The organism is Erythrobacter sp., assembly GCF_030066995.1.
Lineage (GTDB): Bacteria > Pseudomonadota > Alphaproteobacteria > Sphingomonadales > Sphingomonadaceae > Erythrobacter.
In genome coordinates this window covers 124,251-143,146 of record NZ_JASJAP010000005.1, presented here as the reverse complement: position 1 = coordinate 143,146, position 18,896 = coordinate 124,251, and the positions used below count along the sequence as shown (strand labels likewise).

At 62.8% G+C, this 18,896-nt stretch carries 17 protein-coding genes; 3 read left to right on the top strand and 14 right to left on the bottom strand.

Annotated elements, in window-relative coordinates:
• Nucleotides 1-18: 18 nt before the first annotated feature.
• The 4 genes from ahpC to aroC form a co-directional block, all read right to left on the bottom strand.
• Nucleotides 19-585 carry an alkyl hydroperoxide reductase subunit C gene (gene ahpC, locus QNI87_RS12330; protein ID WP_300596918.1) on the bottom strand — a complete coding sequence of 189 codons (567 nt, stop codon included), beginning with the start codon at nucleotides 583-585 and terminating at the stop codon, nucleotides 19-21.
• A 186-nt stretch (nucleotides 586-771) separates the two neighbouring features.
• The gene (locus QNI87_RS12325; RefSeq protein WP_300597518.1) at nucleotides 772-2,154 is read right to left on the bottom strand and encodes an NAD(P)/FAD-dependent oxidoreductase; all 1,383 of its coding nucleotides are present in this window, start codon (nucleotides 2,152-2,154) and stop codon (nucleotides 772-774) included.
• 176 nt (nucleotides 2,155-2,330) lie between these two features.
• Complete coding sequence (locus tag QNI87_RS12320; RefSeq protein ID WP_300596916.1) at nucleotides 2,331-3,467, bottom strand: patatin-like phospholipase family protein; 1,137 nt, start codon at nucleotides 3,465-3,467, stop codon at nucleotides 2,331-2,333.
• Nucleotides 3,468-3,510: 43 nt separating this feature from the next.
• Entirely contained in the window at nucleotides 3,511-4,608 is a 1,098-nt protein-coding gene (aroC, locus tag QNI87_RS12315; protein WP_300596914.1) for a chorismate synthase, read from the bottom strand.
• 317 nt (nucleotides 4,609-4,925) lie between these two features.
• Between aroC and ruvA the strand changes: the two genes are divergently transcribed.
• The gene (gene ruvA / locus QNI87_RS12310; RefSeq protein ID WP_300597516.1) at nucleotides 4,926-5,531 is read left to right on the top strand and encodes a Holliday junction branch migration protein RuvA; all 606 of its coding nucleotides are present in this window, start codon (nucleotides 4,926-4,928) and stop codon (nucleotides 5,529-5,531) included.
• A gap of 74 nt (nucleotides 5,532-5,605) precedes the next feature.
• On the opposite strand, the gene QNI87_RS12305 is transcribed toward ruvA, so the two are convergent.
• Entirely contained in the window at nucleotides 5,606-5,923 is a 318-nt protein-coding gene (locus QNI87_RS12305; protein WP_300596911.1) for a GIY-YIG nuclease family protein, read from the bottom strand.
• A gap of 56 nt (nucleotides 5,924-5,979) precedes the next feature.
• On the opposite strand from QNI87_RS12305, the gene ruvB reads away from it, so the two are divergent.
• Complete coding sequence (ruvB, locus tag QNI87_RS12300; RefSeq protein ID WP_300596909.1) at nucleotides 5,980-7,023, top strand: Holliday junction branch migration DNA helicase RuvB; 1,044 nt, start codon at nucleotides 5,980-5,982, stop codon at nucleotides 7,021-7,023.
• Nucleotides 7,024-7,596: 573 nt separating this feature from the next.
• On the opposite strand, the gene QNI87_RS12295 is transcribed toward ruvB, so the two are convergent.
• The 4 genes from QNI87_RS12295 to QNI87_RS12280 form a co-directional block, all read right to left on the bottom strand.
• A complete protein-coding gene (locus QNI87_RS12295) occupies nucleotides 7,597-8,298 on the bottom strand; it encodes a hypothetical protein (RefSeq protein ID WP_300596907.1) in 702 nt (233 codons plus the stop codon).
• Nucleotides 8,299-8,450: 152 nt separating this feature from the next.
• Entirely contained in the window at nucleotides 8,451-8,957 is a 507-nt protein-coding gene (locus QNI87_RS12290) for a rhodanese-like domain-containing protein (protein WP_300596905.1), read from the bottom strand.
• A gap of 7 nt (nucleotides 8,958-8,964) precedes the next feature.
• Nucleotides 8,965-11,637, bottom strand: a complete 2,673-nt coding sequence (acnA, locus tag QNI87_RS12285; protein ID WP_300596903.1) for an aconitate hydratase AcnA — start codon at nucleotides 11,635-11,637, stop codon at nucleotides 8,965-8,967.
• A gap of 211 nt (nucleotides 11,638-11,848) precedes the next feature.
• A complete protein-coding gene (locus tag QNI87_RS12280; protein ID WP_300596901.1) occupies nucleotides 11,849-12,742 on the bottom strand; it encodes a DMT family transporter in 894 nt (297 codons plus the stop codon).
• 196 nt (nucleotides 12,743-12,938) lie between these two features.
• On the opposite strand from QNI87_RS12280, the gene QNI87_RS12275 reads away from it, so the two are divergent.
• Entirely contained in the window at nucleotides 12,939-14,378 is a 1,440-nt protein-coding gene (locus QNI87_RS12275) for a L,D-transpeptidase family protein (protein WP_300596899.1), read from the top strand.
• Here the strand turns inward: QNI87_RS12275 and QNI87_RS12270 are convergent.
• The 5 genes from QNI87_RS12270 to QNI87_RS12250 all read right to left on the bottom strand — a co-directional run bounded on the left by QNI87_RS12270 (nucleotide 14,375) and on the right by QNI87_RS12250 (nucleotide 18,892).
• A complete protein-coding gene (locus QNI87_RS12270) occupies nucleotides 14,375-14,866 on the bottom strand; it encodes a hypothetical protein (protein WP_300596897.1) in 492 nt (163 codons plus the stop codon). The two genes, QNI87_RS12275 and QNI87_RS12270, sit on opposite strands and share 4 nt — an antisense overlap.
• Nucleotides 14,867-14,892: 26 nt before the next feature.
• Nucleotides 14,893-15,594 carry a murein L,D-transpeptidase catalytic domain-containing protein gene (locus tag QNI87_RS12265; RefSeq protein ID WP_300596895.1) on the bottom strand — a complete coding sequence of 234 codons (702 nt, stop codon included), beginning with the start codon at nucleotides 15,592-15,594 and terminating at the stop codon, nucleotides 14,893-14,895.
• 84 nt (nucleotides 15,595-15,678) lie between these two features.
• Nucleotides 15,679-17,148: an NAD(P)-binding protein gene (locus tag QNI87_RS12260; protein ID WP_300596893.1), complete on the bottom strand. Its 1,470-nt coding sequence runs from the start codon at nucleotides 17,146-17,148 to the stop codon at nucleotides 15,679-15,681.
• Between the two features lie 238 nt (nucleotides 17,149-17,386).
• A complete protein-coding gene (locus QNI87_RS12255) occupies nucleotides 17,387-17,938 on the bottom strand; it encodes a TIGR02281 family clan AA aspartic protease (RefSeq protein WP_300596891.1) in 552 nt (183 codons plus the stop codon).
• A gap of 42 nt (nucleotides 17,939-17,980) precedes the next feature.
• Nucleotides 17,981-18,892 carry a histone deacetylase gene (locus QNI87_RS12250; RefSeq protein ID WP_300596889.1) on the bottom strand — a complete coding sequence of 304 codons (912 nt, stop codon included), beginning with the start codon at nucleotides 18,890-18,892 and terminating at the stop codon, nucleotides 17,981-17,983.
• Nucleotides 18,893-18,896: the final 4 nt, after the last annotated feature.

The window sequence follows — 18,896 nt, the reverse complement described above, 5'->3', positions numbered from 1 at the left end:
CGGGGTTAGGGGTGGTGGTTAAATCTTGCCGACGAGGTCGAGCGACGGCGCCAGCGTCTCGCTGCCTTCTTCCCACGCCGCCGGGCAGACCTGGCCGGGGTTGGCGCGCACATATTGCGCGGCCTTGATCTTGCGGGTGAGTTCGTTCGCGTTGCGGCCCACGCCCTCGCAGGTGATTTCCATGATCTGGATCACGCCATCGGGATCGACCACGAAGGTCGCGCGGTCGGCGAGGCCCACGCCCTCGCGCAGCACGCCGAAATTGTTCGACAGGACGTGGTTCTGGTCACCCAGGAACGGGAACTGGAGTTTGCCGATCTTGTCCGAGGTATCGTGCCAGGCCTTGTGACTGAAATGGGTGTCGGTCGAAACCGCGTAGACTTCGACATCCATGTCCTGAAGCATGGCGTACTTCTCGCCCAGATCTTCAAGCTCGGTCGGGCACACGAAAGTGAAATCGGCGGGGTAGAAGAAGAACACCGCCCACTTGCCCTCGATGTCCTTCTCGGTGACGTCGTAGAAGTCTTCGCCCGCCTTGAACGCGGTGGCGGTGAAAGGTTTGATGCTCGAACCGATAATACCCATGGATGCAATGTCCTTTGTGTTTGTGTGTTGATGCGGAGAGGGTTAATTTCTGTTGCACCGCACATAGTGTTTGTTGCGATGCAAAAAAGTGGAATTAAGCGATTGAGATGATCGCTTTTTTCAATGGCTAGAACGGGAACCGGGCGCGAGTGTTCCCAAGGTGGCCGAGAGACGCGTCAGGACGGGTCAATGCAGCTTGAGCTTGGGCCGCACGATGCGGTTCACCCGCCCGATGGCCATGAGCGACAGACCTTTCAGCCAGCCATGAATGGCCAGAAGGTGCATCGAATAGAGCGAGGTGTAGATCAGCCGCGCCAGACGCCCTTCGACCGCCATGCTGCCGCCGACCAGGTTGCCCATCAGGCTGCCCACGGTCGAAAACCGGCTAAGCGAAACGAGCGATCCGTTGTCATGGTAGATAAAGGGCTTCAGCGCCTTGAGCGGCTTGCCGTTGCGGGCGCGTTTCTCGTTCGCCATGGCGCGCTTGAGATTGGTAAACACCGTATCGGCCATCTGGTGCGCGGCTTGCGCGCGCGGCGGGATCGGGCGCTCGGCGCCCTGGGGTGTGTAAGAGCAGCAATCGCCCAGCGCGAAGACGCGATCATCGTCGAGCGTCTGCATCGTCTCGCGCACCAGGATCTGATTGTTGCGGTTGGTCTCAAGGCCAAGCGTGGTGAGAAATTCCGCGCCTTTCACACCCGCCGCCCACACGATCAGGTTGGCGCGGATCGCGTCGTCATCGCGGGTCAGGAGCAAGCCCTTGCGCGCCTTTATCACCTGGGTTTGCACGCGGACTTCGACGCCAAGCCGCTCCAACTCCTCGTGCGCGGCCTGCGAGAGGCGTTCCGGCAGCGCGGGAAGGATCCGTTCCCCCGCCTCCAGCAGCGTCACCTTCAGGCGGCTTTCGTCGAACACTTCAAGCCCGTAATGCTTCAGCGCCCCGGCGGCGTTGTAGAGTTCCGCAGCCAGTTCGACCCCGGTTGCGCCGCCTCCGACGATCGCGACCTTGACCGTCGCGTCGGCGCCGGGATCGACGCTCATCGTGCGGCTGACGCGCAGGCAATGGTTCAAGAGCTTGGTGCGAAACTTGTCGGCCTGTTCGCGGCTGTCGAGGTAGATCGCGTGATCCTTGACCCCGTTCACGCCGAAATCGTTCGAAATCGAGCCCACCGCCAGAACCAGGTAATCGTAGCGGATCGTGTGGCTTGAGATCAGCTCGCTGCCATCATCGTCAAGCACGGGCGCGAGGTGGATCACGCGCTGTTCGCGGTCGATCCCGGACAGCGCGCCCTTGAAGAAGCGGTAGCCCCATTTGTGGCAGTGTCCGCGATACCCGACCTCGTCGAGATTGGCGTCGAGCGAACCGGCGGCGACTTCGTGGAGCAGGGGTTTCCAGATGTGGCTGGGATTCTTGTCGACAAGGATGATGTCGTGGCTCTTGCGCCCGAATTTCGCGCCCAGGCGTCGCACCAGCTCAAGCCCGCCAGCCCCGCCGCCCACCACAACAATCTGTGTCTTGCGGTTTTCGCCGCCGCGCGGGGTAAGCGCGCCGCCAGGGTTTGTATCCATCGCGCTGACGGAGGACTGCATGTTCATACCGGGTACGCCCCCCTTTGGTCGGCGGTGAATGACTGCGCGTTTTCAAAGATGTTGGATCTGCGTCCAAGCTCTTCAATCTGACCCCGCGCACTCAACGATGCTGCACCCGCGAAGTTCCCGGCGCCCCGCTGGCGGGGTCGCAAATGTCACTCCGGAAGGTTCAGCGCCCTTTGCCGTCCGACCTCGAACAGCTTTTGCATATACGCCTGGTCGAACATCTCGGCCTCGGGGTCTTCGGCCTCGGCGCCGACATTGTGGATCGACAGGATGAGGCCGTTGGTCTCGGCGTAGTTTTCAAGGCTGGCAAGGGTGCGCTGATCGGCGGTCTTCAACGATGTGGTGAGGGCCCGGGTCAGGATCGAAAACGTGGTCGGCTTCGTAGTCCGGTACACCGGTTCCAGCGCCCCGTTATACAGGACAGTGATGCGTCCGGGCCGGTCTTCCACGCCCGCTTTTCCGTTGATCAGAACGGCGGGCGGAATGGCGAGGACGCTCGATGTCGTGCCGCCGTCGACATGCAGTTCGGCAAAGGCAAACCCTTCGCTGTCGACGTCGATCATCACCGGCGGAAACAGGCCGGGGATGCTGGCCGAGGCGAGCAGGATCTGGCGAAACAGGCGATAGCGCGCCGGGTTCTCGCTCGCCGCGATCGCGCCCAGATCCCAGACCACGCCGCGCTCAGCGTCAAGGTTGGTCGTCTGAACCAGCAGGCGGCGCCCCATTGCGTGCTCGCCCGCCACCGCGTCGATCATCTCCTTCGTGGCGTATCCCTCTATCAGCTCGACCAGCGGCTCGGTGCTGGCGAGCGAAGGGCCGCCCAAAAGCCCTTTCAGCGCCGTCGAGCGATAGATCATTTTCGCCGAGATCGTGGTGTAAAGCTCGCGCAATTGCGGATCGTAGTCCTGGCCCAGAAAGGCGAACGGCGCGATCAGCGCGCCGGTGCTGACCCCGGAGACGATGTCGAACCGGGGCCGCGTGCCCGCCTCGCTCCAGCCGTTGAGAAAGCCGGCGGAAAAGGCGCCTTTGTCCGAGCCGCTCGAAATCGAGAGCATCTCGAACTGACCGGGGGCCCCGGCCTGAACGCGCTGGGCGAACATGGCTTCGCGCCATGCGGTCCATTCCGGCAGCTCGGCGTCCTTCCACAGGCGCACCGCACCATACCCGTTGACCCGCGCGGCCGCCTGATCATCGGCGGTGATCTCAGGGCGCTCAAGTGTCGAGACGCACGCCGACAGGGCAACGGTCAGCAGGACGGCAAGAAAGGCGCGGGAGAGGCGAATCATCTTCGCGTCAACGTTAGCCGAATTGCGCGGGATTAATCATGTCCTATCGTGTCGCAATCTGCGCGCGGTGCAGCATCTTGTGATCGGCCAGCACCAGCGCCATCATCGCCTCGACAACCGGAGTGCCGCGAATACCCACGCACGGATCGTGGCGGCCTCTGGTGCGCACTTCGGTCGCCTCCCCGTTCGAGGTGATGGAGGGCACCGGCGTCAGGATCGAACTGGTCGGCTTGAACGCGACCCGGCACACAACCGGTTGACCGGTCGAGATACCGCCCGCCGTTCCCCCGGCGTGGTTGCTCGCGAAGACCGGCGGATCGCCCTCTTTCTCCCCCGGGCTCATCGCGTCGGCGTTGTCCTCGCCCGTCAGGCGCGCGGCCTCGAACCCGTCGCCGATCTCGACCCCCTTGACCGCGTTGATGCTCATCATCGCGCTTGCGAGGTCGCTGTCGAGCTTGGCGTAGACCGGCGCGCCCCAGCCCGCCGGAACACCCGTCGCGACGCATTCGACCACCGCGCCGAGCGAGGAGCCGTCCTTGCGCGCCTTTTCGACCTTTTCGGCCCAGCGCACCGCCGCCCAGCTGTCCGGGCAGAAGAACGGATTGCGCGCGATTTCCTCGTAATTGATCGCGTCGCGTTCGATCGCGTCGCCGCCCAGCTCGCAGACATAGGCGGTGATCGAGACCTCCGGGATGATCCGCCGCGCCACCGCGCCCGCCGCCACGCGCGCGGCTGTCTCGCGCGCCGAGGAGCGCCCGCCACCGCGATAATCGCGGATGCCGTATTTCGCGTCGTAAGCGTAATCGGCGTGGCCGGGGCGATAGCTGGCTGCGATCTCGGAATAATCCTTGGAGCGCTGATCGGTGTTCTCGATCATCAGGTGGATCGGCGTGCCCGTTGTGACCTGTTGGCCGGACGCGTCCTCGAACACGCCGGAGAGGATTTGCACCGCGTCCGCTTCCTTGCGCTGCGTTGTGAACTTGCTCTGGCCCGGTTTGCGCGCGTCCATGAAGGGTTGGATATCCTTCGCGCTCAGCGGCAGTCCCGGCGGGCAACCATCCAGCACCGCGCCCAATCCCGGCCCGTGACTCTCGCCCCATGTCGTAAAGCGCAAGACGCGCCCAAACGTGTTCCAACTCATTCATGTTGCAATAGCGAAAAGCGATTGCGTGTCGAGAAGCGCTTCGGTTTTCCTACTGTCGGCTGCGACGGTAAGAGCGCGGGCCATGACGAACCGCATCGCCTTACCCTTTGATCGCCTGTTTCGATCAAAAGGCGCGCGTATAATCGGTTCGATTTTAGCTCCAGGACAGTGTTCCATGTGTTCCAGGCGTTCTGCACGCGCGACGAACCGAGTGAGTCGCTGTACCCCCCACCATGCCCCTGGCGCGGCTCGCAATGACGATAAGTGCACGTTCCGCTCTGGAAATCGCGGAGCGCATCGGCGACAAGCATCCAATGATCGCAAAGCTCAACGGCAGGCTCGATGAAACCGGTGAGGACTGGGCCATCGTCGACGTGCAGGGGGTGGGTTACCTCGTGCACTGCTCGGCGCGCACGCTGGCGGCGCTCGGCAATGTCGGAGAGGCGTGCACGGTGCACACCGATCTTCAGGTGAGCGAGAACGACATGCGCTTGCTTGGCTTTGCGATGAGCGCCGAGCGCGACTGGTTCCGCCTGCTGACGCAGGTTCAGGGCGTGGGCAGCAAAGTGGGCCTTGCGATCCTCTCCGCGCTCTCGACCGGAGAACTGCGCGATGCGTGCGCGGCGGGCGATGCGGCCAGCGTGGCGCGCGCCAACGGCGTGGGTCCGAAGCTGGCGGGGCGGATCGTCAATGAACTCAAGGACAAGGCTGGCGCGCTTCCGGGCGGCACAGCCTCAAGCGGGGGCGTGGCGTCGGCTCCAAAGGGCGGCGCCAGCGCCGACGCGGTGAGCGCATTGGAGAACCTCGGCTTCAAGCCAGCGGTGGCGGCGCAAGCGGTCGCGCGCGCAGTCGAAGAGTTGGGCGAAGCCGCAGGTGAAGGCGACCTGATCCGCGTGGCGCTCAAGAAGGCGGCGGGGTGATGGCGGCCTCTCTCCACTGTCATCCTGAACTTCCAACCCGTCATCCTGAACTCGTTTCAGGATCCATCAGCGTTTCAACACAGACCAATCGGCGGCAAGCCAAGCCCAACCGCCAGGTCCTGCCAATCCGGGTTCTCGCTCTCAATCAAATTGATCTTCCACTGGCAGTGCCAGTTCTTGAGCCGCTTCTCGCGCTTGATCGCGCTTTCCATGTCGCCAAACGCTTCGTAGCGAACCAGGCGATGCACCTTGTATCGCTTGGTAAAGCCCTCGATTTCGCCGTTTCGGTGTTGCCAAAGGCGTCCCACAAGGTCGCTGGTGACCCCGATGTAGAGCGTCCCATACGGCTTGCTCGCGATGATGTAGACGCACGGGACGCGCTCAATGCTCATGGGAGCGAGCGTGCCCGGGAATGGACCCTGAAACAAGTTCAGGGTGACGAAGGACAATGACCGACCCCGTCCCTCTCCACACACCCGACCGGCAGCCCGGCGATCCGGACACTGCGCTGCGGCCCAAGTCGCTTGCCGAGTTCATCGGGCAGGAGGCCGCGCGCGACAATCTGCGGGTGTTCATCGAAAGCGCCAAGGCGCGCGGGGAGGCGATGGACCATACACTGTTCTTCGGGCCTCCGGGGCTGGGCAAGACGACGCTCGCCCAGATCGTCGCGGCGGAGCTGGGTGTGGGCTTTCGCGCCACGTCCGGCCCGGTGATCGCAAAGGCGGGGGACCTCGCCGCGCTGCTTACCAATCTTGAACCGCACGACGTGCTCTTCATTGACGAGATCCACCGGATGAGCGCGGTCGTCGAAGAGGTGCTCTACCCCGCGATGGAGGACCGCGCGCTCGACATCATCATCGGCGAGGGGCCCTCGGCGCGCAGCGTCAGGATCGATCTGCCGCCCTTCACGCTGATCGGCGCGACGACGCGGCAGGGGCTCCTAACAACGCCCCTGCGCGACCGCTTCGGCATTCCGGTGCGCTTGCAGTTCTACACCCATGACGAGCTTGATCAGGTGGTGACGCGCGGCGCGCGGTTGCTCGGGCTGGCGATCGAGGCGGATGGCGCGCGCGAGATCGCGCGCCGTTCGCGCGGGACGCCGCGTGTGGCGGGGCGGCTGCTGCGCCGGGTGCGCGACTTTGCACACGTTGCCGGGCAGGACACGGTCACAAGGGCTATCGCGGACGATGCGCTCACTCGTTTGGAGATCGACCGCCTCGGGCTCGATGCCATGGATCGCCGCTACCTCACCATGATCGCCGAGACCTACAAGGGCGGTCCGGTCGGCGTTGAAACGCTGGCGGCGGGTCTGGCCGAGCCGCGCGATACGGTCGAGGAAGTGGTCGAGCCTTACCTCATTCAGCTGGGTCTGCTGGCGCGCACCGCGCGCGGCCGGGTGCTCAACGAGGCCGGGTGGGAGCATTTGGGGCTCGATGCGCCGCGCGCACCGGATCGCCAGTCGCGTCTGTTCGATGACGACGCGCCCGGCTGAGTAAGGCGCATCGGCTTTACCGACTAACGGCAGCGCCGGTCACCGCGGCGGTTTCGGTGCCAGATCGGGACATTGCGTGGGAATTTCGGCTGGATTTACAGGGATTCGGAGTTCGTGAGCCGCTCAACATGGTTAACCGCGTTGTAAGATCGATCGGGCGCGGGCCATGACAGGGTCGGAAGGGGTGGATGCGCGGTTGCCCCGCGCCTGAAGCCGATACGAGCAACAAGGTTTTGCTACTATGTCGATCAAACTGGCCGCCGCAAAGCTCTCCGCCGCCACAGCGGGCGTGGCGTTGATGACGGGCGGAGCTGTCCACGTGGCTCAGCAGGGCGGCGCGGTTCGCGTCGCGGAGCCGATGGTGACCGATGATCCGGTCTACAGCTCCGATGTGGACGGCGAGACGCCGGTTGCCGACAGCAAGTACATCAAGCTTGGCCCGCCCGAGCTGGCGCCGCTTCCCGAGCCGCGCCGCCGTCGCATTGTCGAACGCACCATTGAGTGTGAGCCGATCCCGCCCGCCTACGGCACGGTCGCGCAGTCCGCTCCGCTGCCGCAAGACGCCATCGCAGCCTACACGGACGTCGAGGAATGCCCGCCGATCACGCAGGTCGCGTACGCGCCGGCCCCCTTGCCTCCGCTCCCGCCGGTGCGCGGCGGTTCGGGCGCGGGTCCGGCGGTCATAGGTGGAGGCGTTGGCGGTTTTGGCGGAGGCCTTGGCGGCGGGTTCTTTGGAGGCTTCGTGGGTGGTGGCGGTTCCTCATCGGGCGACGTCTCGGTTGTGACCACGACGACGACGGGGGGCGATCCGGCTACCTCAACATCCGGTTCCACGTCGACTTCGGGCGGCAGCACCAGCACCAGCACAGGCGGTTCGTCGACTTCGACAAGCTCGTCAGGCGGTACGAGCGGCACGACCAGCGGGGGAACGACCACGACGACTACGACAACCACTACCAGCGGCAACGTGTCGAGTACCACCAGCACCTCTGGGGCCGTATCGAGCACCACCAGCACGTCTGGCGCGGTGTCGAGCACAAGCTCAACGAGCGGCAATGTGTCGAGCACATCGACGACTAGCGGCAACGTCACGAGCACGACGACTTCGTCTTCGAGTTCCTCGTCCAGTTCGTCGAGCAGCTCTTCAAGCTCGGGCGGGACCACAAGTGGGGGCGGTACGTCCGGCGACATGACGAGCAGCACAAGCTCCTCCTCCTCCTCCTCAACGACGACATCAGGAAGCAGCTCGACCTCGTCGAGTACGTCGAGCAGCACCAGCACATCGACAAGCGGGGGGACGCACGTTCCCGCACCGCCGATGATGGTCCTGTTCGGGCTTGCGGCGGCGGCGATCCTGGGCCGGCGTCGCTTTGGAAAGAGGGGCCAGCGCGAGACCGCTGAAGTCTAGGCGCTTCGGCAGCAGGCGGTCAGGGCGTTACAACCGAATAGCCAGCTTGCTCCCACGCCAGAATGCCTCCTTCCAGATGGCGGATTTCGATCCTGTGCGTGGACGCGTATTTGTAGGCCGCCTGCCATGAGCGACGACCGCTGCGGCAATAGAGGATGACTTCGCGCCCGCCGCTATCGGGCAGATAAAGGGGATCAAACCCGTCGAGCGGGACATTCACCGCTCCTGACATGTGGCCTTCGGCGAACTCCTCGGGCGTTCTAACATCGATCAGAAACACTTCCTCCTGCTTAACCAGCGTGCCAAGCGCTTTTGCATCCAGCGGCTTTATCAACCCTGCTAAGTTGAACTGACCTGCGCCCGGATCACGCATTCGCGGGATCTCGTGCGGGATGGTTTGAGCCGCAGCCAATTCGAAGCCCGGCAAGGGGGAGAGCGAAGGCGAGTCGGACTCGCCGTCCTCAGGCACACATCCCGCAAGGCCGAGCAGAACCCCGCTCGAACCTGCGAGAAGTGCCGCGCGCATCCGGCGGTTACGCCGCCAACTTGCGCAGGACGTAGTGGAGGATACCGCCATTGCGGTAATACTCCATCTCGTTCGCAGTATCGATGCGGCACAGCGCGTTGAAGCTGAAAGTGGTGCCATCGCCGCGCGTCGTTTCGATCTCGACCGTTTGGCCCGGCGTCAGATCGGCCAGCCCCTTGATACTGAAAGTGCAATCCGCGTCCAGCGCCAGCGTTTCGCGCGTCGTGCCGTCTTCGAACTGGAGCGGGAGCACGCCCATGCCGACCAGGTTTGAGCGGTGGATACGCTCAAAGCTCTCAACGATCACGGCGCGCACACCCAGCAGGATTGTGCCCTTCGCCGCCCAGTCGCGACTACTGCCAGTCCCGTATTCCTTGCCGCCGACGACGATCAGCGGGGTGCCGTCTTCCTTGTGCTTCATCGCCGCATCGTAAATCGGCATTTGCTCACCGCCATAGGTGGTGAAGCCGCCTTCGACGCCGGGCACCATCTCGTTCTTGATGCGGATATTGGCAAAGGTGCCGCGCATCATCACGTCGTGGTTGCCGCGCCGCGAGCCGTAGGAGTTGAAGTCCTTCTTCGCGACCTGATTGCCCTTCAGATAGACACCGGCAGGACTGTCCTCCTTGATCGCGCCCGCAGGCGAGATGTGATCAGTGGTCACGGAATCGCCGAGGATCGCCAGCGGCTTCGCATCGACAATGTCGGTGACGGGTGTCGGGGTCATCTCCATCCCGTCAAAATAAGGCGGGTTGGCGACGTAGGTGGAGCCGGCGCGCCACTGATAGGTATCTGACGGCTCAACCGTGATTGCCTGCCAATGCTCATCGCCATCATAGACATTGGCATAGCGGCTTTCGAACATCGAACGGTCGATGTTGGCCGCGCGGTGCTCCGCGATCTCGGCGTTGCTCGGCCACAGGTCGGCAAGCATCACATCCTTGCCGTCCTGGTCCTGCCCGATCGGGGTGGTGGTGATGTCCTCGGTCACCGTACCCTTCAAAGCGTAGGCGACCACAAGCGGCGGCGAAGCGAGGAAGTTGGCGCGCACGTCCTGACTGACGCGGCCTTCGAAGTTGCGGTTGCCCGACAGCACGCTGGCCGCGACGATATCGTTGCCGTTGATCGCCTGGCTGATCGGCGGAGCGAGCGGGCCACTATTGCCGATGCAGGTGGTGCAGCCATAGCCCACAAGGTCGAAGCCGATGGCGTCGAGATCGTCCTGAAGACCCGACTTGACGAGATAGTCGGTAACCACTTGCGACCCCGGTGCGAGCGAGGTCTTGACCCACGGCTTGGGCTTCAAACCTTTCTCGACCGCCTTCTTGGCGACTAGGCCAGCGGCGATCAGCACGTCCGGGTTCGAGGTGTTGGTGCAACTCGTAATCGCTGCGATCACGACATCGCCATCGCCGATATCGTGGTCCTTGCCTTCCACGCCGACCCGCGCCGGGGCGGTCTTCTTGTAGGTCTTGGCAAGGTCACCGTTGAACAGTTCGTCCACCTCGGGAAGGATTACGCGGTCCTGCGGGCGCTTGGGTCCGGCAAGGCTGGGGACAACGCTGGTCATGTCGAGTTCGAGCGTGTTCGAGAACACAGGCTCGGCCGCCGGATCGAACCACATGCCCTGCTCCTTGGCGTAGGCTTCGACCAGAGCGAGGTTTTCTTCCGAGCGGCCCGTTAGGCGCATATATTCGATCGTCTTGTCATCGATGCCGAAGAAGCCGCAGGTCGCGCCGTATTCGGGCGCCATGTTGGCGATGGTTGCGCGATCGGCGAGGGTGAGGTTCGCCACGCCCGGTCCGTAAAACTCGACAAAGCGGCCCACCACGCCCACTTCGCGCAGCATTTGAACGCAGGTCAGCACGAGGTCTGTCGCGGTCACGCCCTCGGCCATCTGGCCGGTCAGCTTGAAGCCGACGACTTCGGGGATCAGCATCGAGATCGGCTGGCCCAGCATCGCCGCTTCGGCTTCGATCCCGCCGACGCCCCAGCCGAGCACGCCCAGACCGTTGATCATGGTGGTGTGGCTGTCGGTCCCGACACAAGTGTCGGGATAGGCAACCATCGCGCCGGTTTCGTCTTCGCTCGACCAGATGCCTTGCGCGATGTGTTCAAGGTTCACCTGATGGCAGATACCCGTGCCGGGAGGCACGGCGGAGAAATTCTCGAAGCTCTTCGATCCCCACTTCAAAAAGTCATAGCGCTCCGCGTTGCGCTCGTATTCGAGCGCCATATTGGCTTCCATTGCCTTGGGATGGCCGAATTCATCGACCATGACCGAGTGATCGATCACGAGATTGACGGGCACTTGCGGGTTGATCTTCTGCGTGTCGCCGCCCAGCTCCCTGATCGCATCGCGCATGGCGGCCAGATCGACAACGCAGGGCACGCCGGTGAAATCCTGTAACAGCACGCGAGCCGGGCGATACTGGATTTCGCTGCCGGTGACGGGGTTTTTCTGCCAGTCGACGATTGCCTGAATATGTTCGCGCCCGACGGTGAAACCCTCATCCTCGAAGCGCAGCAGGTTTTCGAGCAGCACTTTCATCGAATTGGGCAGCTTCGACACATCACCCAATTGCTCAGCCGCCTTGGCGAGCGAGTAATAGGCGTATTCCTTGCCATCCACATTGAGGGTTGAGCGGGTTGCGAGCGTGTCCTTGCCGATCTGCGTCATCGGGGTGTCCCATCCTATTTGGCTGACTCCCGCGCGCTGTGTGATCAATCGCGAGGGAGGGATCCGGGTGATCCAGGTCCGGGAGAGTATTCTCGCAGTGGCAACTGCTTGAGTGCGGGGCCAAGGTCAAGAGCGCAGCGCGCCGATACGAGGAAATTGCGACTATCGTCTCGGTCTAGGGCCCACACCATTTGCGCATGCGCGCGCGTTCTTATGCGGCTTTGCGTGTCGCGATCCAGCAGCCGGTGACAATCAGCGCGGCTCCGATAAGCGTCGGGATCGTGACTTCCTCGCGGAAGAACAGCCATCCGAAAAGGCTCGCCCACAGGAAACCGGAATACTCGATAGGGACCAGAGCCTGCGTTTCGGCCCGCGCATAGGCCCATGCGATCGCCATCGCGCCCGCGACGGTGAGGACACCGGCGGCGGCCACCGATTGCAAGGCTGCGGTGTCGGGCGTGTCCCAGAAGAATGGCGCAAAAAGCAACAGGACCAGCCCGCCCACACCGCTGTGAAACGTCGCGATTTCAACCGGGCCAGCGACCTGGCTTTGCTTGCGGATCACGATGAAATTGTAGGCGTAGAGCAGAGCAGAAAAGCCCATCGCGGCGAGGCCCCAGAGATAGTCATCGGATACCTCATTGGCGGCCTGTTGACCGATACCGAATTTGCCCCCGATGATGATCAAGGTTCCTACGAAGCCCAGCGCGCTTGCCCAGTAAGCCGAGGGTCGGATCACTTCGCCCAAAAGGGCGCGCGCCAGGAACAGCGCGACGATTGGCGCGATGAAACTGATCGCGATCGCCTCGGCGAGCGGCATGGTGGTGATCGCGTAGAAGAAGCTGAGCGCCATGAACGCGGAGATTATGCCGCGCTCTATGTGCAGCTTCATGGTGGCGCGCTCTGGCCATTTTTCTCGGCGGGCGAGCCAGAAGGGTGCAATGATCGCCGCACCGATAAGAGAGCGCAGGACCGTAACGCTGTACGCGCCAGCGGCCAGCGCCGCCTCTTTCATGAACGCGTCCATGAGCGAAAGGAAACCCACTCCGACCGCGGCCGCAGCGAAGGGAGCGAGGCGCGATATCGGTGGGCTGATCGCTGTCATGGGCCGCTCGGCATAGGCTTGCAGGGGCCGTGCGTCACGGTTTAGCAACGTTTCATCGGCGATTTATCTCTTTGCATGTGTGCGATTCACGCCTGAGAAAGCGATCCTGGTTGATAGGCGAGGCGATCGAAGGGTATACTGGCGAGAGCATTGGAAAGACTGCGCGAATGCAGCGAACGTGAGTGTTGAGGCGATTATGATCAAGAGAGGCGCAACCCGTTTGATGGCGAGCTTTGCCCTGTCTCTGTTGTGCGGCGGCGCGGTGTCGGGTGTGGCGCTCGCTCAAGAGGCTGTTCCGAGCGAGCCAGACGGTTCACCCGTCGGTCAACCCGCGCCCGAAACGCAGGCGGACGCGCCGGTCGAAGGCAAAGTCGGCTCTGAAGACTTCGAGGACGCTTTCCCGGTCATGGTTTCCAACCCGGTGGACCAGGCGAGCCTCGAACCAGCAGGACCTCCGCTCGAGACTTGGACAATGGACGCTGCGCAAGCGCTGATCGCGTACATCCAGAGCGTGGGTGAAGAAGGCCTCGATCCGACGGATTACGAGCTTGCGGCGCTCATGGACACCGCGCAAATGGGCCAGAGCTCACAGCTTGACGAACTTGCGTCGCGAAGCTTTGTCTGGCTGGTCGAAGACATTCGCGATGGCCGCACGCCGATGGAGGCGCGCGAGCAGTGGTTCGTGATCGATCCCGACCGTGATCGCTACCGCACCCGCGAGCTTCTGGCCGAAGCGACGAGCGCCGGCAACGTCGCTGAGGTTCTCGATAGGCTGCACCCCGCTCACGCCGACTACGCCGCCTTGAAGGCCGAGCTGGCTGTGACCCCTGTCGAGGAGGACGCGCGGCGCAAGCTGATCCGGGCCAATATGGATCGCTGGCGCTGGCTGGGGCGCGATCTGGGCACGATCCACTTGATTACCAATATACCGGAATACAAGCTGCGCCTGCGTGCGGGCGCCAAGACGTTCACCTATAAGACCATCGTTGGCAAACCAGGCCGCACAGCGACGCCGCAATTGGCCGAAAGCGTCTCTGGCGTGGTGTTTAACCCCACCTGGACTGTGCCGCAATCCATCGTCAAAGGCGAAGGGCTGGGGCGACGTGTGCTCGACAATCCGGCTTGGGCCAAGCAACAGGGCTATCGGGCAACCGAAGGCCAAAATGGCTGGATCAGCGTGGTTCAGCAGCCTGGTCCGACCAATTCGCTGGGGCGGATGAAGCTTGAGATGCCAAACCCGCACGCGATCTTCTTCCACGACACGCCCACGCGCTGGATGTTTGACAAGGATTCCCGCGCGCTCAGCCATGGATGCATCCGCACCGAACGCGCGCTTGAACTGGCGATGACCGTGGCGATCCTCGGCAAAGGCGCCTCCAAGGAGGAGGCGGTCGAGATCGCGACCTCGGGCAAATACACCAAGGTAATGCTGCCTGAGGAAAAGCAGATTCCCGCCTACATCACCTATTTCACGATGGGCACGAACACCGAGGGCGAGCTGACAACCTTCGAAGATATCTACAAGCGCGACGCGCCCGTCCTCGCCAGCCTCGACCAGCCCCGTCAGCAAAACCGTTCTGGCGTGAGCGATGACGAAGTGATTGTGATCGAAAATAACCCGCTGGCGGGGGGCTAATCGACCTCCAGTTCGGCACGCAGTGCCATGATCCATCGGCGATAGAGCCACGCTGCGGGAAGCGCATAAAACGCGATCGCCGCCATTGTGGTAGGATCGGGGGCGACGATTGCACCGTCGCGAAAAATGCCTGCGACCCAGTGGTACGCAATAACTAAAGCGATGGCGCAGGACGCCATGCACGCCGCGATACCCGCTGGGCGTTCGATCCGTCGGCCGATGATGAGCGCTACGGGCAATCCGAAAATGACCAAGTGCCAAAGCACGAGAAATGCGCCAGCGAAAGCACCGAAAGCTATACCCACACCGACCAAAAGAAGCGCGTTGAACAGATCGCTGATCGAACCCATCGCGATACCGTTACCCGGAGCCTCAAGAAGAACGGTCGCGAAAACAAATATCACGGTGCCGATCAAGCCAGCGCCAACACTGGCCGGGAAGAGCGCTGCAAAGGGTGGGGAAAGGCTGCCTGCGTACGGTCCGATCAATGAGAAGCTTGGCCTGTAGCCCAAAGTCAGAACGCGCCCGGAATGGCCCTTTGCGCTGCCGTGGGACGTTCGGGCCTCAGGGGCTCAAGATCGCCGCGCATGGCGATACTGCCATCTTCTTGCAGACCGATGCTGTCCGCGAAGAGCAGGCGCCCGCCGGAAAGCTTTAGCAGCGCGAACTTGAAATCCTCATTGCCCATCGCAAAGCATCCGTTCGAGCGGCCCATGCGTCCCCACCGCGCCAGATGCTCGGGTTCGGCGTATTTGGCGCGGTGCATGACGATGTAGCGGCGCAAGGCGGCTTCGTTGGTCGGGTCCAGGCCACCCAGGCGCACCGAGGTGCCATAACGCCCTTGATACCACTCCCACGTCACATAGGCCCCGCGCGAACTCGCGTTGGAGCCCTCGACATTGGAATAGTGGTTCAGCCAACCATCATGCTCCGGATCGGATCCGGCGCCGTGGCTGACGTGGAAGCTCTTCACTTCGGAAAGGCCCAGATTGACGAAGTGGAAGCGCTTCTGCGCGGAATGCACGCCGTAATCGGCGATGCCGACAATGTCGCGTTTCCAAATGGCATCCCCTGCGCGCTCAAGCTCGTCGCGCGCGATCTTGAACAGCGCACGATCGCGAGCGGACCCCTTCGCAGGCTGCGCCGCCAGACGGGCCGGCAAAGCAAGCGCTGCCCCGGCGGCCACAGTGCTTTTCAATAGATCGCGTCTGTTCATGGTTTCCCTTCTACACCTGAAGAAGTAGCGATCAAGTGAACGGTCTGGTTCCCAATCCGCCGCAGCTTCCTTCGAGAATCCTGATCAGGCTGCTTTCCAGCCCGGCTGCGAATTCTCGTGGATCTCCTTGGCCGCCATGCCAAGCCTGATCACGCCGGGCATGTTGGCCTTGATAGTGTCCCCAATCGTCGCGAGCTTTGCAAGCCGCGGATCGCCTTCCTTTATCATGCGTGCAACCGCTGGACCAGTGGGATGCAGGCGGCTCTTCGCGTTCCAGGCGTTCACCTTCTCGTTGCCCGACAAGATAGCTGTGCTCATCAGGTTGGCCATGACCGCGTACGGATAGGTCGCGGTGCTGTCCGTCAGAGGCGCGGGCGGGCACAGAGCGTTCTTTTCCGCATCGGTCTCAAAGTTTGCCTCAAGAAACGCGGCAAGCGCGGCGCTGTAGGGAACAAAGGGCACTTGGGCGAGCTGGAGGGTGATCGTGTCGCCGTTGAAGAACGGCCCCGTGTTCTCGCGCACACTGAACGGAACGGCGGTCGCGGTGCAGTTTATGAAAAGGGTGTTCTCAGGCAGATCGACCGTCTCCGAAGCAAAGTGCATCTTGCCGGGTTCAATCTTCGTCACATGCCCCTGACGATAGACGCTCTTGATCCGCTTCAACAGGTCGACTTCGCCTTCCGAAATGACCGCAAAATGGAACATCTTCGGCGTCACGTTTTCATCGAGCCGCAGCATTGTGCCGCGCCGCCCCAACTCTTCAAACATCTCCTCGCCGGTTTCCGAAGCGGTGGCTGCTTCCACCAGATCCACTTGAAACTTCACCAGATCTTCGATCGCGTGGTAGGCGGGCTGAAGCAGTTTGCGGTTGAACATCCAGCTGTCGCGCGGACGGACCCATCCGATCTTGTCGGCGGGCACGCCCGCCTCGAGCAGCCAGACCGCGGTGTCCATGGCCGTCTTTCCGCCGCCGATGACTACGTAGTGGTCGGGCAGGTTCGCGGTGTCCTTCCAGAGCGCGGGAAGTTCGCCCGGAATGGCAAAGCGTGTTCCCTCTGCAATCTCGAACGCAGGCTTGTGCGTTGCCGGGACCGATGTTTGGAACCAGGTGCCATCGACCAGTTTGCGCCGGACTGTGCAGGTCTGTTCCTCGCCTGAGAGAATGCCCTTGATGCGGTGGGTCTCCCCATCGCGCCCCAGATATTCGGTGAGTGGATAGTAGTCTACGCGGCCGCTCGGCAGCAGGCGTTCGCTCATCAGCTTGCCATAGTAGGCCAGGATCTCGGCGTGGGGTGCAAGCGGAAAGAGGCCCGCGTTGTGCCCGCGTGTGTCGCGCCGATCAGGGCACAGCTCCATGGAATTGACGCCATAGGTCGCGCTTGGCTGGTGAAGGGCCACAAACGGATACGCGTCGTTCCAGTGGCCACCCGGCTTTGCGTGCTTGTCAACAATGGTGACGTGACAGTCAGGATCTTCATCCAGCAGCGTATCGACAAAAGCGAGGCCGACAGCGCCGGCGCCGATAACAAGGTAGTCGGTCTGGATTTGGGTCATCTTCGCTTAGCTCTTTGCCGAATGGTCAAACTCAAGGGCCAATAGCTGTGATCAGCGCTATTTGTAATGCCGGATTTCGGACATGCGAGGGATTGGCTGCCGTTTCGTGTGTCCGCCCGCTCACACTGGCGCGCCAATCATGGGTTTGGGCGATCGCAAGTTCATCCCGTGCCGCGCTCAAGACGCGCGCGATGCGGTTGCGGTGGGTGCGCTCGATATCCGGAGCCCTGGGCGATCCTCAGTTCGCGCTCAGTTGCATCCTGTCGTCGCTGATCTCGACGCGGGAGAGGCGGCTCAGATAGGACTGGCCGAGCAGCGAAACGCCGAGGCCTTCGGGCACGATGATCGCTTCGACATTGCGTTCGCGCATTCCCGCAATCTCGACCTCGCGCAGGCGCGTACGCACACCGTAGACGGCGCCGCTAGCCCCTTGCGCTACGGGGGAAACCTCGTGCTGGTCCCAGAGTATGCCGGCGGCCATCGCATCATCACCGGTCAGCGCAATCACGCTTGCGCCGGTATCGACCAGCATCCGCACCGATGCGCCGTTGACCGATGCCGAGGCGTAAAAGTGCCCGTCACCTTGGCGCGAAAGAGTGTGGTCTGCGCCATACCAGTTGGCATGCGATCCGGCCGTGTCGGCTGCTCCCGAAACCTCGGAGGAATCCGCCTTGAATGCCGAGGCGTTGACGCTCCCGGCTTCGACCGCGTCCGAAATATCGGCGCGCGGAACGGCGAAGACCGCAAACGCGCAGATGGCGATCGCAAAGAAGGCGTAACGTCCGAGCACGGCTTCAGATTAGCGGGCACAGGTTAAATCGGACTGAAGCCCTCAAGCACAGGCAAAGCGCACGTTCTCAGCGGCCATGGTCAGCATGGATCGCGCGTGGCGAGCCGCCACTTCGCGCTGGTCATCACCATAGCCACCACCCAGAGCCGAGGCGATGGGAAGGCCGCGCATTCGCGCTTGCCCGACGACATAGCGGTCACGCCGGGCGAGGCCATCATCGCTCAGGGCAAGGCGCCCAAGCTTGTCATTGATATGGGGATCGACACCCGCCTGATAGAACACGAAATCGGGTCGAAACCGATCGAAGGTCTCCGGCAGTGTCTTTGCGAGGACGTTAAGGTAGGCCTCGTCATCGGTGTGGTCCTCAAGCCCGATATCGATGCTTGAGCGCGCCTTTCGCACCGGGAAATTCTTCTCCGCGTGGAGTGAAAGCGTAATGATATCCTCGCGCGTGGCGGTCAGGCTGGCGGTGCCATCGCCCTGATGGACGTCCAGATCGATGATCAAGATCCGACTGGCATCGCTTTCAGCGATCAAGCGATTGGAGGCGACCGCCAGATCGTTGAACACGCAATAGCCGGCCCCTGTGTTCGCGAGCGCGTGGTGGCTGCCCGCCGCGCTGTTGGCGGCGTAGCCGTGCTCCATCGCCAGCTGCGCCGCGAGCCAGGTGCCGCCATTCGTGTGGCGTACTCGATCACGGATGCGGGTGGTCACCGGAAAACCAATGCGGCGTTCCTTGTCGCGCGGGACCTCGGCGCGGAAGACCTCGTCCACATAGGCCGGATCGTGCACCGCCTCGAGCCATTTGCGCGGCATGGGTTGCGGCGCGTGCTCGGTCATTGGTGCTGCGCTTGCCCGCAATTCCTCCATCACGAGGTAGTACTTGTCGAACTTGAACGTCCCGCGTTCGGGCCGCGGAGCCATGTAATCGGCGTGGTGGACGACGTGGAGCATCGGC

What these genes read in the sequence shown, in the direction of transcription:
- ahpC (WP_300596918.1), bottom strand. Translation starts at nt 585, where the DNA reads ATGGGTATTATCGGTTCGAGCATCAAACCTTTCACCGCCACCGCGTTC.
- QNI87_RS12325 (WP_300597518.1), bottom strand. Translation starts at nt 2,154, where the DNA reads ATGGATACAAACCCTGGCGGCGCGCTTACCCCGCGCGGCGGCGAAAAC.
- QNI87_RS12320 (WP_300596916.1), bottom strand. Translation starts at nt 3,467, where the DNA reads ATGATTCGCCTCTCCCGCGCCTTTCTTGCCGTCCTGCTGACCGTTGCC.
- aroC (WP_300596914.1), bottom strand. Translation starts at nt 4,608, where the DNA reads ATGAGTTGGAACACGTTTGGGCGCGTCTTGCGCTTTACGACATGGGGC.
- ruvA (WP_300597516.1), top strand. Translation starts at nt 4,926, where the DNA reads ATGATCGCAAAGCTCAACGGCAGGCTCGATGAAACCGGTGAGGACTGG.
- QNI87_RS12305 (WP_300596911.1), bottom strand. Translation starts at nt 5,923, where the DNA reads ATGAGCATTGAGCGCGTCCCGTGCGTCTACATCATCGCGAGCAAGCCG.
- ruvB (WP_300596909.1), top strand. Translation starts at nt 5,980, where the DNA reads ATGACCGACCCCGTCCCTCTCCACACACCCGACCGGCAGCCCGGCGAT.
- QNI87_RS12290 (WP_300596905.1), bottom strand. Translation starts at nt 8,957, where the DNA reads ATGCGCGCGGCACTTCTCGCAGGTTCGAGCGGGGTTCTGCTCGGCCTT.
- acnA (WP_300596903.1), bottom strand. Translation starts at nt 11,637, where the DNA reads ATGACGCAGATCGGCAAGGACACGCTCGCAACCCGCTCAACCCTCAAT.
- QNI87_RS12280 (WP_300596901.1), bottom strand. Translation starts at nt 12,742, where the DNA reads ATGACAGCGATCAGCCCACCGATATCGCGCCTCGCTCCCTTCGCTGCG.
- QNI87_RS12275 (WP_300596899.1), top strand. Translation starts at nt 12,939, where the DNA reads ATGATCAAGAGAGGCGCAACCCGTTTGATGGCGAGCTTTGCCCTGTCT.
- QNI87_RS12265 (WP_300596895.1), bottom strand. Translation starts at nt 15,594, where the DNA reads ATGAACAGACGCGATCTATTGAAAAGCACTGTGGCCGCCGGGGCAGCG.
- QNI87_RS12260 (WP_300596893.1), bottom strand. Translation starts at nt 17,148, where the DNA reads ATGACCCAAATCCAGACCGACTACCTTGTTATCGGCGCCGGCGCTGTC.
- QNI87_RS12250 (WP_300596889.1), bottom strand. Translation starts at nt 18,892, where the DNA reads ATGCTCCACGTCGTCCACCACGCCGATTACATGGCTCCGCGGCCCGAA.